This is a genomic window from Massilia phyllosphaerae (assembly GCF_034659755.1).
Taxonomy (GTDB): Bacteria; Pseudomonadota; Gammaproteobacteria; order Burkholderiales; family Burkholderiaceae_D; genus Telluria; species Telluria phyllosphaerae.
This window is the reverse complement of sequence record NZ_JAXSQX010000008.1, coordinates 148,537-166,003: the sequence shown is the minus strand read 5'-3', so window position 1 is coordinate 166,003 and position 17,467 is coordinate 148,537. Positions and strand designations below refer to the sequence as shown.

General features: G+C 67.8%; 14 protein-coding genes. 8 read left to right on the top strand and 6 right to left on the bottom strand.

Translation table 11 applies throughout. The features are described 5' to 3' along the window. Positions 1-64: 64 nt before the first annotated feature. Positions 65-649, bottom strand: a complete 585-nt coding sequence (locus U1H99_RS25860; protein WP_323144549.1) for an O-methyltransferase — start codon at positions 647-649, stop codon at positions 65-67. A gap of 186 nt (positions 650-835) precedes the next feature. Next, the gene (locus U1H99_RS25855; protein ID WP_323144548.1) at positions 836-2,311 is read right to left on the bottom strand and encodes a S41 family peptidase; all 1,476 of its coding nucleotides are present in this window, start codon (positions 2,309-2,311) and stop codon (positions 836-838) included. Between the two features lie 211 nt (positions 2,312-2,522). On the opposite strand from U1H99_RS25855, the gene U1H99_RS25850 reads away from it, so the two are divergent. Together U1H99_RS25850 and U1H99_RS25845 are read left to right on the top strand one after the other, a co-directional pair. After that, positions 2,523-4,190: an acid phosphatase gene (locus U1H99_RS25850; protein WP_323144547.1), complete on the top strand. Its 1,668-nt coding sequence runs from the start codon at positions 2,523-2,525 to the stop codon at positions 4,188-4,190. Between the two features lie 224 nt (positions 4,191-4,414). Further along, complete coding sequence (locus tag U1H99_RS25845) at positions 4,415-5,170, top strand: DUF4142 domain-containing protein (RefSeq protein ID WP_323144546.1); 756 nt, start codon at positions 4,415-4,417, stop codon at positions 5,168-5,170. A 110-nt stretch (positions 5,171-5,280) separates the two neighbouring features. Here U1H99_RS25845 and U1H99_RS25840 read toward each other — a convergent pair whose 3' ends face one another. Together U1H99_RS25840 and U1H99_RS25835 are read right to left on the bottom strand one after the other, a co-directional pair. Then, entirely contained in the window at positions 5,281-5,658 is a 378-nt protein-coding gene (locus U1H99_RS25840; protein WP_323144545.1) for a c-type cytochrome, read from the bottom strand. Beyond that, on the bottom strand, positions 5,655-6,236 hold the full coding sequence (locus U1H99_RS25835) for a c-type cytochrome (protein WP_323144544.1): 582 nt from the start codon (positions 6,234-6,236) through the stop codon (positions 5,655-5,657). The genes U1H99_RS25840 and U1H99_RS25835 overlap by 4 nt, the downstream gene beginning before the upstream one ends. Before the next feature lie 85 nt (positions 6,237-6,321). On the opposite strand from U1H99_RS25835, the gene U1H99_RS25830 reads away from it, so the two are divergent. Genes U1H99_RS25830 through U1H99_RS25815 form a run of 4 tightly spaced genes read left to right on the top strand, consistent with a single transcriptional unit; the run spans position 6,322 to position 10,551 of the window. Next, positions 6,322-6,726, top strand: coding sequence for a c-type cytochrome (locus tag U1H99_RS25830; RefSeq protein WP_323144543.1), 405 nt, complete (start codon positions 6,322-6,324; stop codon positions 6,724-6,726). After that, positions 6,723-7,688: a cytochrome c oxidase subunit II gene (locus U1H99_RS25825; protein WP_323144542.1), complete on the top strand. Its 966-nt coding sequence runs from the start codon at positions 6,723-6,725 to the stop codon at positions 7,686-7,688. Before U1H99_RS25830 ends, U1H99_RS25825 begins: the two co-directional genes overlap by 4 nt. Then, positions 7,685-10,198, top strand: coding sequence for a cytochrome c oxidase subunit I (ctaD, locus tag U1H99_RS25820; RefSeq protein ID WP_323144541.1), 2,514 nt, complete (start codon positions 7,685-7,687; stop codon positions 10,196-10,198). The genes U1H99_RS25825 and ctaD overlap by 4 nt, the downstream gene beginning before the upstream one ends. Positions 10,199-10,206: 8 nt before the next feature. Beyond that, a complete protein-coding gene (locus U1H99_RS25815) occupies positions 10,207-10,551 on the top strand; it encodes a hypothetical protein (RefSeq protein WP_323144540.1) in 345 nt (114 codons plus the stop codon). Between the two features lie 13 nt (positions 10,552-10,564). Here U1H99_RS25815 and U1H99_RS25810 read toward each other — a convergent pair whose 3' ends face one another. Together U1H99_RS25810 and U1H99_RS25805 are read right to left on the bottom strand one after the other, a co-directional pair. Next, complete coding sequence (locus U1H99_RS25810) at positions 10,565-11,902, bottom strand: MFS transporter (protein WP_323144539.1); 1,338 nt, start codon at positions 11,900-11,902, stop codon at positions 10,565-10,567. 8 nt (positions 11,903-11,910) lie between these two features. Continuing rightward, complete coding sequence (locus tag U1H99_RS25805) at positions 11,911-12,924, bottom strand: LacI family DNA-binding transcriptional regulator (RefSeq protein ID WP_323144538.1); 1,014 nt, start codon at positions 12,922-12,924, stop codon at positions 11,911-11,913. A 313-nt stretch (positions 12,925-13,237) separates the two neighbouring features. Between U1H99_RS25805 and U1H99_RS25800 the strand changes: the two genes are divergently transcribed. Together U1H99_RS25800 and U1H99_RS25795 are read left to right on the top strand one after the other, a co-directional pair. After that, positions 13,238-16,159, top strand: a complete 2,922-nt coding sequence (locus U1H99_RS25800) for a TonB-dependent receptor (protein WP_323144537.1) — start codon at positions 13,238-13,240, stop codon at positions 16,157-16,159. Next, the gene (locus tag U1H99_RS25795) at positions 16,159-17,463 is read left to right on the top strand and encodes a BNR repeat-containing protein (RefSeq protein WP_323144536.1); all 1,305 of its coding nucleotides are present in this window, start codon (positions 16,159-16,161) and stop codon (positions 17,461-17,463) included. The genes U1H99_RS25800 and U1H99_RS25795 overlap by 1 nt, the downstream gene beginning before the upstream one ends. Positions 17,464-17,467 lie beyond the last annotated feature (4 nt).

Below are 17,467 nucleotides of genomic sequence, written 5' to 3'. Positions count from 1 at the left end.
CGGCCGCGCGGGTGTGCATCCCCCCTCTTGCGGGCCCTCCCTTGGCGGGCCCCCCCACGAGGGGTCAAGCCTTCACCGCCAGAAACTCCCCTTTACCCACCGGCACCAGGCTGGTGCTGAACCCGCCATCGGCCTGTACCGCCGCCGTGAAATCCGCCATCTCGTGCGCATGCGAGGTGGCATTGTCGACCACCAGCAGGCCGCCGGCGCGCAGCACCCGTTTCAGCTGCGGCCACCAGCCGAGATAGGCGCTGCGCTGCGAATCGAGGAACACCAGGTCGAAGCCGGCGTCGTCCAGCGTTGCCAGCAACGCGCCGGCATCGCCTTCGTGCTGGACGATGCGGCCGGCGAGTCCGGCGCGGGCGAAGTTGGCGCGCGCCAGGTCGATCTTCGTGGGCGACATCTCCACCGTGGTCACCGCGCCGCCGGTGGCACCGGCGGCATCGGCCAGCCACAGCGTCGAATAGCCGTTCGAGGTGCCGATTTCGAGGATGCGGCGGGCTTGCGTGGCTTTCACCAGCAGCGCCAGGAAGGCGCCGGTGTCCGGCGTGATGTTGAGCATGCGGGTGGCGCGGTTGGCGCCGTCGGCGTCGTGGGCGTCGCCGAAGGCGGCCAGTTCGTCGAGCAGGGTCTTGAGGCTGGGGTGCAAGATCGTCTCCTGGTTGAGACCACCATCCTGCCACAACACGCCGTGAATATGGTGCCGGTATCTTTTCCTACCGCCGACGCCGGTAGGGCGGCCGTGCCGCCGTGTCCCCTTCAGGAGACGAGGCCATTGTGACGGCCGAATGTGACATCCGTTTGACGCCGCCGTGACGTGTGCGTGACGCCGGCCTCAGGGCATCCCGGCGCCGCCGGCGCCGCCGGGCTTCAGGTCAGCCGCCAGTTTCTGCAGCAGTCCGGCCAGCGACGGTCCGTGCGCCTGCGCCGGCGCAAGCAGGCCGAGTGCCGCCTGGAGGGCCTTGTCGTCGCGCGTGCCGAAAGTGCGCGTGCTCTCCACCGGTTCGCGGGCGCTTGCCACCGCCTGCGCGCCATCCGCCGGCGGCAGGTGGTTGGCCAGGTCGGCTTCGCGCAGCATCGGCTCGTCGTCCGCGCCGGCGGCCGGGGCCACGACGACGTCGGGCGTCACGCCGCGCGCCTGGATCTCGTGGCCCTTGGGCGTGAAGTAGCGCGCCACCGTGAACTTGATGCCGTCGTCCGCGCCCAGCGGGATCACCGACTGGATCGAGCCCTTGCCGAAGGTGCGGCTGCCGACGATGGTGGCGCGGTGGTTGTCCTGCAGCGCGCCGGCGACCAGTTCCGCGGCCGAGGCCGAGGCGCCGTTGACCAGCACCGTCAGCGGCACGGTGCGGGTCCAGGCGGGCAGGCCGTCCAGCACGTCGGCCTCGCCCTGCTCGCGGTAGTAGCGGGGGTCGACGGTCACGGTGGCGTTGGCGCCGGGCGCGTTGCCGCGCGCGCTGAAGACCACGCTGCCCGGCGCCAGGAAGGCGCCGGCGACGCCGACCGCGGCCGGCACCAGCCCGCCCGGGTCGTTGCGCAGGTCGAGCACCAGGCCGCGTGGCGGCGCCTTGCCGTCGAGCTTCTTCAGCGCCGCCGCCAGGTCGGACCCGGTGGCGCCGCCGAATGCCGAGATGCGGATCCAGGCCAGCCCCGGCGCCGCCATGCGCGCGCTCACGGTGGCGTCGTGCAGCGCCGCGCGCGTGATGCGCAGCGTATGCGGCTTGCCTTCGCGGCCGCTGCCCTGCATCAGGCCCACCGTCACCACGCTGCCCGGCGCGCCGCGCATGCGCCGCCCGACCTCGCTGCTGGACAGGCCGGCCAGCGCAGTGCCGTCGATCGAGGCGATGACGTCGCCGGCACGGATGCCGGCGCGGGCGGCGGGGCTGTCGGCGCCGGTGGATACCACGCGCATGCGGTCGCGGTCGAGCTGGACCTCGATGCCGATGCCGACGTATTCGCCCGAATTCTCGCGGTCGAGGTCGCGCATGTCATCGCTGCTCATGTATTGGGAATGGGCGTCGAGCGAGCCCAGCATGCCGGCGATGGCGCCGTCGAACAGTTTTTTGTCGTCGGCCTGGCCGACGTAGTTACGCTTGATCAGGGCGTAGGCGGCCAGCAGCTTTTCCATTTCCGCCTGCGGCAGGGGCAGGGAACTGGTCACGGTCGCAACTGGCGCCGGTGCCGGCGCCGTGGCCGGAGCGGATGCCGGGGCAGGGATCGATTCGGCGGCCCGTGCCGGCAGCGTGCAGGCCAGTACGGTGGCGACAGCCGCGGCAACGGCGGCGGACGTGCGATGCGGGGTGGGTGTCATGCGTGCTCCTTTTTCCATGCAGGCATTCTCGCGCGCCAAGCTGTTAATCGATGTAAGGCGCAGGTAAATGGAAGTAAAGGTCGCATGTAAATACAAGCCCCGCCCGTCATGCTCGATCGGCAACGCCTGCCGCTGCTACTTGTTCCTTACGGCAAAATGCACCGATAATCATTCCTTTGCGGCGACGCACGCCGTCTTCAGGAGCCATTCCGTGCAAGATCACGACCAAGACCCGGCCAGGCAGGCCGACCAGCCGGCCAGCCCGGCACGCCGCCGCATCTTCCAGGCCGCTGCCGCGGTCGGCCTCGGCACCCAGCTGCCGGCCACCCAGGCAGCCGCGCCGGCCGCCAAGGCACGCAAGCCGGCGGCGGGCTCGCTGGACGCCAAGCTCAAGGCGCACGTCAAGAACGTGGTCGTGATCTACCTGGAAAACCGCAGCTTCAACAACCTGTTCGCCGACTTCCCGGGCCTGGCCCAGCCGCTGTCCGCGGTGCCGGCGGCGGCCACGGCGCAGCGCGACCGCGACGGGACGGTCCTGGGCGAACTGCCGAAAATCTGGGGCGGCATGGTGCCGGCACGCCAGAACATCGGCGGCAAGGATTACCTGATCAAGGAAGACGACATCCAGCACCTGCCGAATGCGCCGTTCAAGCTGATGGACGGTGCTGGCAAGCCGCTACCGGAAGGCCTGGTCACGCGCGACCTGGTGCACGCCTTCTATCACAACCAGATGCAGATCAACGGCGGCAAGAACGACGGCTTCGTGGCCTGGGGCGACAGCGGCGCTCTGGTGATGGGCCATTACGGCGAGACGCGCAAGAACCTGGGCCTGTGGCAGATCGCCAGCGAGTACACGCTTTGCGACAACTTCTTCATGGCGGCCTTCGGCGGTTCCTACCTGAACCACCAGTTCCTGATCAGCGGCCGCGTGCCGGAATACTTCAACGCCAAGGACACCCCGGCCAAGCGCAAGATCGCGGTGCTGGAAGACGGTCCGCAGGGCATGCGCCTGGCGCTGGCGCCGGATTCGCCGAAGTCGGCGCTTGGCGGCAAGCCGAAATTCGTCAACAACGGCGCCATCACGCCGGATGGCTACGCGGTCAACACCATGGCGCCGCCTTACCAGCCGAGCTGGGTGCATCCGGCGCCGGGTGGCGATGCCGCCAGCGCCGATCCGCAGGATCCGTCGGTGCTGCCGCCGCAAGGCTACGACACCATCGGCGACCTGCTGTCGCGCCAGGGCGTCAGCTGGGCCTGGTATGGCGGCGGCTTCCAGGCGGCGCTGGACGGCCGCGGCGAAGGCACGCGCCCGAACTTCCAGTTCCACCACCAGCCCTTCAATTACTTCAAGCAGTTCGCACCGGGCACCGCCGCGCGTGCCGAGCACCTGCGCGACGGCGGCCTGGGCGACAGCCCGATCTCGAACAAGTTCATCGCCGACGCCATCGCCGGCAAGCTGCCGGCCGTCACCTTCTACAAGCCGCAGGGCAACCTCAACCTGCACGCCGGCTATTCCGACATCGAGTCGGGCGACGCCCACGTCGCCAACGTGATCGAGCACCTGAAAAAGTCGCCGCAATGGCAGGACATGGTGGTGGTGATCACCTTCGACGAGAACGGCGGCTGGTGGGACCACGTGGCGCCGCCGAAAGGCGACCGCTGGGGTCCGGGCTCGCGCATCCCGGCGATCGTGGTCTCGCCGTTCGCCAGGAAGGGCGCGGTCGACCACAATTTCTACGACACGACTTCGATCATGCGTTTCATTACGCGCCTGCACGGCCTGCCGCTGCTGGACAGCCTGGCGGCGCGCGACGCCGCCTTTGCGGCACGCGGTGCGCGCGGGCCGGGCGACCTGAGCGCCACGCTCAGCTTCCGCTGAGCCCGGTTCTACGGCATCCCGGAGCGGCCCTCGAGGCCGCTTTTTTGCGTCTTGTGCATTTATTGCATATATAAAGTTGCCTACCGGCTAACGTGCGCTGTGTAGAAACACCCCGCACTACACTCTGCCATGGCCGTTGTCACTCGAACACGTGCTTGCGAGTGGCATAGAGACACGTAGTCGCCAAACGCCAACTTTCATATCCATAGAACCAGGAGAGCAAAATGCAAAAGAACAAAACCTTGAAAGGGCTGCTGGCTGTGTCGGCAGTCGCCGCCATGTTCAGCGCCTTCGGCGTCCAGGCGCAGACCGCCACCACCAGCACCAATCCGAACCAGGCCGGCAAGGTCAGCAAGGATGGCGCAATGGACAACACCAACAGCACCGGCATGGAATCGCGCAATACCGCGTCCGGCATGACCCACAGCGCAGGTAGCGTCAACAACGGCGCCATGCAGAGCGGTTCGACGGCTGCTGCCGGCCAGACCGCCGCCGGCGGCAGCACCGCCGCAACCGGCGCCAAGCTGAGCGCGGCCGACCAGAAGGCCGTGAAGGACATGGCGATGGCCGACATGGCCGAGGTCGAAGGCGGCAAGATGGCCGTCAGCAAGGCCCAGAGCGCCGAAGTGAAAGCCTTCGGCCAGCAAATGGTCGACGACCACGGCCAGGCCCTGGCCAAGGTGCAGGCGCTGGCCCAGGCCCGCGGCGTGACCCTGCCAACCGAGCTGGATGCCAAGCACAAGGCCATGGCGGCGAAGCTGGAAAAAATGAGCGGTGCCGACTTCGACAAGGCCTACATGGCCAATGCCGGCGTCAAGGACCACAAGGAAGTCCACGCCAAGCTGATGAGCGACGCCAAGAAGATCAAGGATCCGGACGTGAAAGCGCTGGCCGACCAGCACATGCCGGTGGTCGAGCAGCACCTGAAGGCCGCCCAGCAGATGGCGTCCACCAAGTCGGGTACCACCTCGGGCAAATAAGCCCCGGGCCGGTTCATCAGTTGTAAAGGGAAAGGCAGCACCCGGTGAGCGACCGGGTGCTGCCTGCTGTCGTTTACGTTGCCGTTTTCTAGTGCTGATCCTTGCGCGGATCAGTCCAGCGTCAGCAGATAGGCGCTGATGTCGCGCGCATCCTTTTCGCTCACGCCCAGGTTCGGCATCGCGGTGGTCGGATCGATCGCCTGCGGGTCGCGGATCCAGTGCATCAGGTTGGCCTGGTTGTTGAGCAGGTTGCCGGCAATGAAGGGGCGCTTGCCCAGGCCTTCGAGCGGACGGCCGACGAAGGTGTCGGAACCGACCACGCCGGGGATCTTGTGGCAGGACTGGCAGGCATACTGGGTCAGCGCCAGCTTGCCCAGGCCGGGGTCGCCGACCACGCCCGGCGGCGGCTTGGGATCGCTGCCGCAGCCGGCCAGCAGGCAGGCCGATGCGGCCAGCATGGCCGCCGCCAGGGGGCGCGGCGCCTTCATCGTGCTTCTCCTTTGGCCGGGTCGCGTGCCTGCGCCTGGTCCTGGGCAGGCGCCATCGCTGTCAGGGTCTTGTAATCGGCCACGGTCATCGCCGGCATCCGGTTCATGAAGGCGACCACCGCCCAGGTGTCGGCGTCGCTCAGGCGGAATTCCCAGGCCGGCATGCCGCTCATCTTGACGCCGTGGCGCGTGATCCAGTACAGCTCGCGCGATTGCCAGCGCATCGCGGCATCGACCAGCGGACCGGGCGCCGGCTGCATGCTCAGGCCATGGATATTCGGGGCGACGCCGGGACCGCCATGGCACTGGGCGCAATTGTCGCGATACACGATGGCGCCGCGCGCGACGTCGGCCGCGCCCAGCGCCGGCACCGTCACCTTGCGCGCGTGATGCTGCACCGAGTAGCGCATCGCCTGTTCCAGCCCCTTGTAGACGATGCCGAGGTGGGACGTGGTGGCGCCGATGTTGTACCAGCCGGCGCGCCAGACGACCAGGCCGGCGGCCGCGCTCAGGGCGCCCGCAACCAGCAGGGTCAGCACGGCGGTCTTGACGATCAAACGGGTGGATGCCTCGGCCATCAAAATATTGTCAAAAAGTATCGTGTAAAAAAGATATAAATACGTCCTGTATTATAGAAGTCATTGCAACATTGTGAATTCAACCGTGCCCAGCCATCTAACACCTTCCGTCTCCCGATACCCTGCCGCGCCGGCGCTGGCCGCGCTTGCCTTCGTCGGCATCGGCCTGGCCGGTTGCAGCGGGCAGACCGACACCCGCCACGTGCGCGGCGGCGACGCCGACACCGGCAAGCGCCTGATGACCCAGTACCAGTGCACCACTTGCCATGTCATTCCCCAGGTGCCGGGACCGAATGGCGATGCCGGACCCTCGCTGGAAAAGGTCGGGCGCCTGAGCTATATCGCCGGCGGCATCCCCAACCAGCCGGACCGCATGGTGGCGTGGCTGCTGGACCCGCCCGCGCTGAAACCCGGCACCCGCATGCCGTCGATGGGCCTGACCGAGCAGGAGGCGCGCCACATGGCGGCTTACCTGTACACACTGCGGTGAGGGCGGGGCAGGGCAGTGCGGCGGACGCGCCGCTGCAATCCGTTTTGCACCACGGCGGCAGCGACGCCGCGGTCATCGGCGAACTCACCTGGGGCATGACCATCGCCGGCACGCTGATCTTCGCGGCCGTGATGCTGTTGCTGGCAATGAGCCTGCGCCATCACGCGCGTCCGCTGCGGCCGGCCGTCTGGATCGTCGGCGCCGGCGTCGCCTTCCCGGTGATCGTCCTCAGCCTGCTGCTGGGCTGGAGTACCTGGCGCAGCGCGCAGCTGCGTCCGCAGACCTCGAACGGCGCGCTGGCGATCTCGGTCACCGGCAAGATGTGGTGGTGGGAAGTGCGCTACCGCCATCCGGCCAGCGGGCGCGAGATCGCCGCCGCCAACGAAATCCACATCCCGGTCGGGCAGAACGTCTACCTCGGCCTGAACGCGGCCGACGTCATCCACAGCCTGTGGATCCCGGCGCTGGCCGGCAAGCGCGACATGATTCCCGGCCGCGTCACCGGCCTGACCCTGCGCGCCGACAAGCCGGGCATCTACCGCGGCCAGTGCGCCGAATACTGCGGCATCCAGCATGCGCGCATGGCGCTGCACGTGGTGGCGCATCCGCAGGCCGAATTCGATGCCTGGCTGGCGGCCCAGGCCCGGCCCGCGGTGCAGCCCACCGACGCTTTCCTCCAGCGCGGCCGCGCCGCCTTCTTCGACCAGCGCTGCCAGGCCTGCCACACGATCCGCGGCGTCGCCGAGGACAACAACCTGGGCCCCGACCTGACCCACGTCGGCAGCCGCGCCTACATCGGCGCCGGCACGCTGCCTATCCACACCAATAAGCGCCAGGACACGCTGGCCGGCTGGGTCGCCGATCCGCAGCGTGCCAAGCCGGGCGTGCTGATGCCGGGCTCGCCCGGCATCGACGCGGAATCGCTGCGCGCGCTGGCCGCTTATCTCGAGGCCTTGAAATGAACACCCGCTTGCCCACCCAGTTGCCCAATCCAGTCCCGCGTCCCGAGGGCGAACGCGAACGCCTGGAAGCCGTCTGGCGCACGCCGAGCGGCTGGCGCTTCTTCTCGTCCGTCAACAACACCAACATCGGTCTGCTGTACATCGGCACCACGCTGCTGTTCTTCGTGCTGGCCGGGATCCTGGGCCTGCTGATCCGCACCCAGCTGGCGGTGCCCGAGAATAGCTTCCTCAGCGCCGGCACCTACAACCAGGTGTTCACCATGCACGGCACGGTGATGATGTTCCTGTTCGCGATTCCGGTGGTGGAAGCGCTCGCGGTCTACCTGCTGCCGAACATGCTGGGCGCGCGCGACCTGCCGTTCCCGCGCCTGTCCGCGTATGCCTACTGGGCCTATGCGATCGGCGGGCTGGCCTTCTTCTGCACCCTGTTCGTCGGCCTGGCCCCGGACGGCGGCTGGTTCATGTACCCGCCGCTCACCGGCACCAAGTATTCGCCGGGGCTGAACGCCGATTTCTGGCTGCTGGGGATCGGCTTCATCGAGATCTCGGCGATCGCCGGCGCGATCGAACTGATCATCGGCATCCTGTTTACGCGCGCACCCGGGATGACGCTGGGCCGCATGCCGGTGTACGCCTGGGCCATGCTGGTGGTGGCCGTGATGATCGTGTTCGCCTTCCCGGCGGTGATCGCCGGCACCGCGCTGCTGGAGATGGAGCGCGCCTTCGACTGGCCCTTCTTCATTCCCGAGCGCGGCGGCGACCCGCTGCTGTGGCAGCACCTGTTCTGGTTCTTCGGCCACCCCGAGGTCTACATCATCTTCCTGCCGGCGGCCGGCATGGTGTCGACCATGATCCCGACCATCGCCGGCACCTCGCTGGTCGGCCGGCGCGCCGTGATCGCCGCCCTGGTCGGCGTCGGCGTGTTCAGCTTCGGGCTGTGGGCGCACCACATGTTCACGGCGGGCCTGGGCGTGCTGGAGATGAGTTTCGTCTCGGCCGCCAGCATGGCGGTGGCGGTGCCGACCGCGATCCAGGTGTTTGCCTGGATCTGCACGCTGTGGAAGGGCAAGGTCCAGCGCGGCGCGCCGACGCTGTTCCTGCTCGGCTTCATGTTCATCTTCGTGCTGGGCGGCCTGACCGGCGTGATGGTGGCGGTGATCCCGTTCGACTGGCAGGTGCACGACACCTATTTCATCGTCGCCCACTTCCACTACGTCCTGATCGGCGGCATGGTGTTCCCGGTGTTCGCGGCCATGTATTACTGGATACCGCTGATCAATGGCAACCGCTTGTCCGAAGCATGGGCCAAGTGGGTGTTCTGGCTGATGTTCGGCGGTTTCAATGTCGCCTTCTTCCCGATGCACATCACCGGCCTGCTGGGCATGCCGCGCCGGGTCTATACCTATGCGCCGGACCTCGGCTGGAACGGCTTGAACATGCTGTCGACGGTCGGCGCCTTCGCCTTCGCGGCGGGCGTGGTGCTGTTCGCGTTCGACGTCGTGCGCACCCTGAAGCGCCGCACCCAGCCGGTCGGCAATCCGTGGAACGCGTCGACGCTGGAATGGCTGACGTCCGAGGATTACGGCAACCGCAGCATCCCGCGCGTGGTGTCGGCCAATCCGCTGTGGGACCAGCCGACCCTGTCGCGCGACGTGGACGAGGGTGCTTACTACCTGCCGCAGACCGCCACCGGCCACCGCGAGACCATCGCCACCAGCCCGGTCGGCGCCGAACCGCGCTACCTGCTGGTGCTGCCCGGCGACAGCTGGCTGCCGCTGATTGCCGCGGCCGGCACCGCCGGCTTCTTCCTGCTGCTGACCATGAAGCTGAACCTGCTGGCCACGCTGTGCGGCATCATGGCGGTGGTCGGCACCATCGCCTGGCTGTGGCAATCCGACCGCGGCGTGCCCGAGACGGCCGCGGACGCCGGCGGCGGCATCGTGCTGCCGGTGGGCGCGCGCGGCACCGCCTCGCATTCGTGGTGGGCCACGATCATCATGCTGGTGGTCGACGCCAGCATCTTCGCCTCGTTCGCCTTTGCCTACCTTCACGTGTCGATGCGCCTGCAGGTGTGCCCGCCGCCCGGCAGTTCGCTGCCCCCGGTGGAGCTGGCCTGGCTGTCGGCAGCCCTGCTGGCGGCCGGCTCGCTGCTGGTGTGGCTGGCCACGCGCGCGCTCGGCCGGCGCCGCCTGCCCTGGATGGTGCTGGCGGCGCTGGCCTGCGCACTGGCGGCCTTCGGCGTCGACGTGTACGGCCTGCGCGCGGCCGACCTGGCGCCGAGCGAGAGCGCCTGGGCCGCGGCGGTCGCCGCGCTGGCGTCCTACCAGGGCCTGCACATCGTGCTGCTGGCGATCATGGCGCCCTACCTGGCGCTGCGCGGCTGGCGCGGCCACCTGACGGCGCGCAGCCGCGCCACCCTCGACAACATCGCGCTGGTCTGGCACTACACGACGCTGCAGGGCATTGCCTGGATGTCGGCGGTGCGCGTGGTGCCGCTGCTGATGGAGTGAGCGTGAACATGACCGTACATCGCGCCAACGAACACTTCTTCCGCCGCCTGCTGGGCGCCATCCTGCCGCTGCTGGTGTGGCTGCTGCACTTCGCCTTCTGCTACGGGCTGGCGGCGGCCCAGTGCACGCCGGCCGCCATGCGCGAGGGCGGGCCGGACCGCACCCTCATGGGCATCGCCACCGTCCTTGCGCTTGCGGTGCTGGCATGGCTGGTGTGGCGCGCGCGTGGCGTGCTGGCGCGTCCCGCCAGGGCCGGCCTGTGGCAATGGGCGGCCTTCATGTTCGCGGCGCTGTCGCTGGTGGCGGTGTCCTGGAACAGCGTGCCGATCCTGCTGGTGCCCGGCTGCGCCTGAGCGCTCGGCCGAATCAGGGCAGGGTGCAGGCGGGTTCCGTGGCCGCGACGGGCGCACGCACCAGCAAGCGTCCCAGGCACCCGAGGCATAATAAGGAGAACAGCGCGGCGCTGGCCAGCGTCAGTCGGTAGTCGTGGCCGGACAGGTCGAGCAGCGGCCCGAGGCTGGTGCCGACCAGGATGTTCGCCAGCGCGACCATGATGTCCTTGCTGGCGTTGTAGCGCACGAATTCGGCGCGCGGGAACACGTCCATCGGCATCGCCGCCGCCGCCGTGAAGTAGGCGCCCGACATCACCACGTGGGCCAGATAAAAGCCGCGGAAGGCGGCGCCGTCGCGCACCAGCAGGCAGCCGCCCAGCGCGATCAGGCTGTACAGCGCCATCATCACGGTTGCCACCCGCACCGCGCCGAAACGGTCGGCCAGCCAGCCGATGCCGAAGGCGCTGGCGATCGAGACGGCGTAGCCGGTGGCGGTCAGCGTGCCGAGTTCCGCCTTGGACAGGCCCAGGCCCAGCGCATAGTTCTGCGAGAAGGTGTTGAAGGGGCTGAAAGTGACGGCGGCCAGCATGAAGGCGCCGAAGGCCCACAGGTGGCGGCGCTGGGTGCAGCATTGCAGCAGCTGGGTGTGTGCCGATGCACGGGGCGCCGGTGCCGGCGCCGGAGTCGGCGCAGGATAGGCGCCTTCGTGCACCATCAGGCACATCAGCGGGATCGACAACCCGAACACCAGCGCGATCGTCAACAGCAGTTCGAACAGCCGGGTATCGGCCAGCGCGAACAGCGACATGTTGAAAAAGATCGCCACGCCCAGGCCGGCGATGCGCAGCACCGCATACAGGCGGCCCAGCAGGCCGTGCGGCACGACATCGTTGACCAGGCCGTTGAACAGGGCAACGGTGGTCATGGCGGCCGCTTCGAACACGGTCCAGAACAGGCAGAAGAAGGCGAGGTCGAGCGCGCGCAGGCCGGGCGACCGCGTGCCCAGCAGCGCGTGGCTCCATGCCGCCAGCGTGGGCGCGGCGGCCACGCACAGCATCGCGCCGGCGCCCAGCGGCGCGCTCACCAATAGATACGGACGGCGCCGTCCCCACCGGCTGCGGCAACGGTCCGAGCGCAGCCCGATGGCCGGCACCAGCAGCAGGCTGATGACGGCGGGGACGGTCGACAGCAGCAGCGCGATACTGGTGTCCGAGGCGCCGACGTTGCGCAGCACGACCAGCCCGATCGGCTGGGCCCAGCGTTCGCGCACGGCGATGCCGAGTTCGCCGACCAGCAGCCAGCCCACCAGCGCCAGCAAGCCCCACACCCCGTAGTGGAGCGTGCCGGCGCGGAAGCGCGTGTCGGTCGCCATGAATGGCGTCAGGCTCGCGCCGGTGCGGTCGAATCGCGCACCACCAGCTCGGTGGCGAAGGGGATGCGCGCCGCGGCCGGCACCCCGCCTTCGATCAGGTCGACCACTTCGCGCACGGCGCGCGCGGCCAGCGCCTCGTAGGGCGGCCGCATCGTGGTCAGGCGCGGGAACACGTAGCTCGCGGTCGGGATGTCGTCGAAGCCGACCACGGAGACGTCGCCCGGCACTTTCAGCCCACGGCTGGCGATGGTGTCAATGGCGCCGAAGGCCATCTCGTCGTTGGCGGCGAAGATGGCGCTGGGCGGCTGGGCCAGGTCGAGCAGCTGGCCGGCGGCCGCGAAGCCGCCCGGCTGGTTGAAGCCGCCCTCGCGTACCAGCGCCGGATCGAAGGCGATGCCGGCGGCCGCCAGGGCATCGGCGTAGCCGCGTTCGCGCTCGAGGCTCTGGCCGGTACGCGACGAGCCGGCGATGAAGCCGATGCGGCGGTGGCCGAGGCCGAGCAAGTGCTCGACCGCGGCGCGCGCGCCGGCGCGGTTTTCCAGCACCAGCGTCGGCAGCGCCAGCTGCCCGGCGTCGAAGCAGACCAGGGCGCAGGACAGCTGCTGGCGCGCGGCCAGGTCGAGGAAGCCGTCGCCGGCGGTCGGCATCACCAGCAGCAGGCCATCGCACAGCTTGGCCAGCGTGCCGCAGGTGACCATGCGCTCGGGACTGTCGAAGCGGTCGGCGTTGAACAGCAACAGGTCGTAATCGAGTTTGCGCGCCTGCTCGCCGATGTGGCGCACCAGTTCGTGCAGCACGACCGGACCGTAGTTGTTCAGGAAGACGCCGATCAACTTGCTTTTATCGCCGCGCATGCGGCGCGCCAGCATGTCCGGCGTGTAGTTCAGCTGGGCGGCGGCGGCCATGATGCGCTCGCGCGCCTCGCTCGACACGTAACCGGTGCCGCGGATGGCGCGCGACGCGGTGATCGGCGAGACGCCGGCCAGCCGCGCGACTTCACTCAGTTTGCTGGCTTTGCGCATGGGTCTATATAAACGATCATCTTGTTGAGTATTTGCGGCGGTTCGACCCGATCCGGGCATGACTTTCGGCGTTTCCGAACCGAATTGTGGTTACGATACCACATCCTTTTCAGCAAAAATCGCGCATTTTTCATACAAATCAGGTGCTTACATATCAACACGATAGCTATGGCAACCTTGTTGAGTCAATACACAACAGGTGGTAACGTAACCATACGGTTGCGCACAGTCTGGTACATGGCAGGCCAGCCCGGCTTCACAGGCTTCATTCCCCCATAACAAGCAGGCACATCGATGCCGCAGAGGAGACAAGATGAGAAAGAAGATCCTGGCCACGGTGCTGCCGCTGGCCATGGCCGCCGCGTATGGCAATCCGGCGCTGGCGCAAACTTCCCCAACCCCGGCAGAAGCGCCCACGGTGGCGCCGACGGCGGGTCCCGAGGCCGCGCCGCAGGACGGCGCCGCCAATCCGGTCGCCACCGGCGATACCGCCAGCAGCAGCGCACCCGTGTCGAACACGGTGGTCATCTCGGGCTTTCGCTCCAGCCTACAAAAAGCGCTGAACCTGAAGCAGCAGGCGATCGGCGTGCGCGATTCGATCGTGGCCGAGGACATCGGCAAGTTCCCGGAATCGAACGTGGCCGAATCGCTGCAGCGGGTGCCGGGCGTGATCCTGAACCGCGACGACAGCTCGGGCGAGGGCCAGCGCATCTCGATCCGCGGCCTGCCGACCGAGTATTCCGTGACCACGCTGAACGGCGCGCCGGTCAACACCACGTCCACCAGCACCATCGGCAGCGCCGCGCGCGGCTTCAACTACGACGTGTTCGCGTCCGAATTATTTGGCAGGGTCGACTTCTACAAGTCTCCCCTGGCGGAACTCAGCGAAGGCGGCATGGGCGGCGTGGTCGATTTGCAGACTCCGCGCCCGTTCGACAGCCCGAAGCGCACCTTGCGCTATGCGCTGACCGGCGCCTACAACACCAGCTCGGAAAAAGCCGACCCGGCCGGCTTCGCGCTGTATTCGAACACCTGGGGCTCGTGGGGCTTCCTGGCCGGCGTAGCGCATTCCAAGGCGGTCAACAACCGCTCCGGCTTCGAAGCCACCGGCGGCTACAACAGCTCGCGCAACGGCAGCATGAGTCCGGTGAAGGGCAACTTCGCCTACACCCTCGACTATGACGACCCGCGCGCCAACCTGTCCGGCTATACCCGCGACCAGATCGACAATGCCTTTCTGCCGCGCATCTACCGCTTCTACGGCTCGCAGAACCGGCGCACCCGCGACGGCCTGGTGACCTCGCTGCAGTTCAAGGAAGGCAACCTGAACCTCAGCCTGGACGGCCTGGCCTCGCAGCTGAAGAACAGCCGCGACGAGCTGTACTACGGCATCCTGATCCGCAACAGCAAGACCACCAACCGCAACGCGCCCGCCGGCCAGTCCGGCCACAGCGGCTTCGTGCCGCTCGACGTGCACATCGACCCGGCCTCGAACCTGCTGACCGGTACCTTTGGCAACACCTCGTACAGCAGCGGCGTGACCTATGGCGAAGATAAAACCAAGTTCGGCTACCTGGCGCTGAACGGGCGCTGGGCGGCGCGTCCCGGCATGGTGGTGACCGGCCAGCTGAGCGCCAACAACAGCGACGCCACCAGCTATTCGGACACGCTGTCGGGCCAGATCTTCGGCGTCAATTCCACCATCGACTACGGTGACGACCACGTCTACCCGTCGATGTCCTCGAACATCGACTACACCAATCCGGCCAACTTCAGCGGCTTCGACGTCACCACCGGCTGGACCCGCGAAACGGACAAAGGCCGCCAGGCGCGCCTGGTGCTGGACTACGACTACGACCTGTTCGCCGGCTGGACCGGCCACCTCAAGACAGGCCTGGTCTACGTCGATACCAGCAAGGGCGTCGAAAAGCGCAACGGCAGCGCCGCCATGAAGGCGAAGATGGTGGGGCTGGGCGATGCCAGCGTGCGCGGCAGCATGGTGTCGACGCTGCCGATCTCGAACCTCGACATGGGCGCCGGCTGGCCGCACCAGTTCGGGACCTTTACGCGCGGCTATGCCTTCGGTACCTATGATCCGCTGGCCTACAACACCGGCGCCGCCTTCACCCCGGCGCAGAGCTTCACCGCGGCCGAGAAGGTATCGACCGGCTTCATCCAGTCCGACTTCAAGGGCGAGGTGCTGGCGCGCGAGCTGCGCCTGAATGCCGGCGTACGCTGGTCGCAGACCGAGCTCGATATCGACAACTTCCAGAAGAACGGCGCCGTCTACGAGCCGAACCACGCCAAGGGCAAGTACAAGAACCTGCTGCCGGCGGTGAGCGCGGCCTACGACCTGACCGATACCCTGATCTGGCGCGCTTCCTACGGCAAGACCATCAGCCGCGCCTCGCTGTCGATCATCGCGGCCCAGACAGTCATTCCGAACATGTTCGACAACAGCGCGACCTCGGGCAACCCGAACCTGAAGCCGCAGCAGTCGAAGAACCTGGATTCGAGCCTGGAGTGGTACTTCAAGCCGGGCAGCCTGCTGTCGGCGGCGCTGTTCCGCAAGGAGCTGACCGACGCCACCGTGTCGACCACGACCCAGACCACCTTCGGCGCCCTCGGCTTGCCCGACACCGCGCTCGGCGCGATCTTCCAGGATGCCAACGGCCGCGTCGACCCGAACCTGCCGATGACGCTGCGCACCTACACCAACGCCGGCAAGCAGACCCTGAAGGGCTACGAGCTGTCTTACCAACAGGACTTCACCTTCCTGCCCGATCCCTTCAAGGGCTTCGGCGCGCTGGCCAGCTACACCCACATCGATCCCTTCAACAGCATGAAGTGGATCACCAATGCGGGCAAGGAAATCGAAGTCAACTCGGTGCCGAAGTACGCCTACAGTTTCACCAGCTACTACGAGCGCGGACCGCTGGCGATGCGCCTCTCGTACAACTACAAGGGCAAGTCGCTGCACGGCGACAATCCGAAGAACAACGGCGATGACCTGATCCGCTGGCGCGGTCCGCGCGGCTACCTGGACGGCACGATCAGCTACAAGCTGACCGAGAACCTGGAGCTGCGCCTCGACGCCCTGAACATCACCAACACGCTGGCCTACGATTACTTCGAGGATGCGACCGGCCGCTACGGCGAGGGCAAGCGCACCCGCATGGACTATGCGAAGTACGACGGGCGCACGATCAAGATCGGCATCCGCGGCAAGCTGTGATGCGGGGGGCTTGTATCGCAGTGGCAGCCGCCTGCCTGCTGGGTGGTTGCGCCGCACAGTCGCCGGTCACGTTCAGCGAGGTAGGGCAGGGCTGGGCCGGCAATTCGGTCAACGTGGCGGTGTTCCGCAAGAACGCGTTGGTGAGCGACGGCAAATTCCAGTACATCGCCTGGTACGATGCGGACGGCCACGTCGTGCTGGGCAAGCGCCGGCTCGGCAGCGATGCATGGACCTTGCAGCGCACCGGCTATCGCGGCAGCCTGACGGATGCCCACAATGCGATCAGCATCATGGTGGACGGCGCCGGCGTGCTGCACATGGCCTGGGACCACCACAACAACGGCCTGCACTATGTCCGCGGCGTGGCGCCGGGCAGCCTGGACCTGCGTGAGGCGAAGATGGTCGGGCGCGACGAGCAATCGGTGTCGTACCCGGAATTCTTCCGCCTGCCGGATGGCGGCCTGCTGTTCCTGTACCGCGACGGCGGCTCGGGGCGCGGCAACCTGGTGCTGAACAGGTATGACGGCGCGGGCGGCTGGCGCCGCGTCGCCGACAACCTGATCAGCGGGGAAGGGCGCCGCAACGCCTACTGGCAGGCTTGCGTCGATGCGCAGGGCACGATTCACGTGTCCTGGGTATGGCGCGAGACGCCGGACGTGGCCAGCAACCACGACATGGCCTATGCCCGCTCGCGCGACGGCGGCGCCAGCTGGGAAGACGCCGACGGCAAACCCTACGCCTTGCCGATCACCGCCGCCAGCGCAAACTATGCGGCGCGCATTCCGCAGAACAGCGAATTGATCAACCAGACCTCGATGGCGGCGGACGGTGCCGGCCATCCCTACATCGCCAGCTACTGGCGCGACCCGGATAGCCGGGTGCCGCAGTACCGCGTGCTGCATCACACCGGCACCGCCTGGCGCCGGCTCGACCTGGATTTCCGCCATACGCCGTTTTCCCTGAGCGGCATGGGCACCAAGGCGATCCCGGTCGCGCGGCCGCAGATCCTGGTCGACCAGACCGGCGCCGATCCGGGCGGGCTGCTGGTATTCCGCGATGCCGAGCGCGGCGAACGGGTGTCGGTGGCGCGCGTGGCCAGTTTTACCCATCCGCGCTGGAGCGTCGCCGACCTGGACAGTGCGGCGGTCGGCGCCTGGGAACCGACCTACGACAGCGAATTATGGCGGCGCCAGGGCGTGCTGCACCTGTTCGTCCAGCCGGTGCGGCAGGTCGACGGCGAAGGCGTGGCCAGCGTGCCGCCTTCCACGGTACGCGTGCTGCAGTGGCAGCCGCCTCAACGATAAGGAT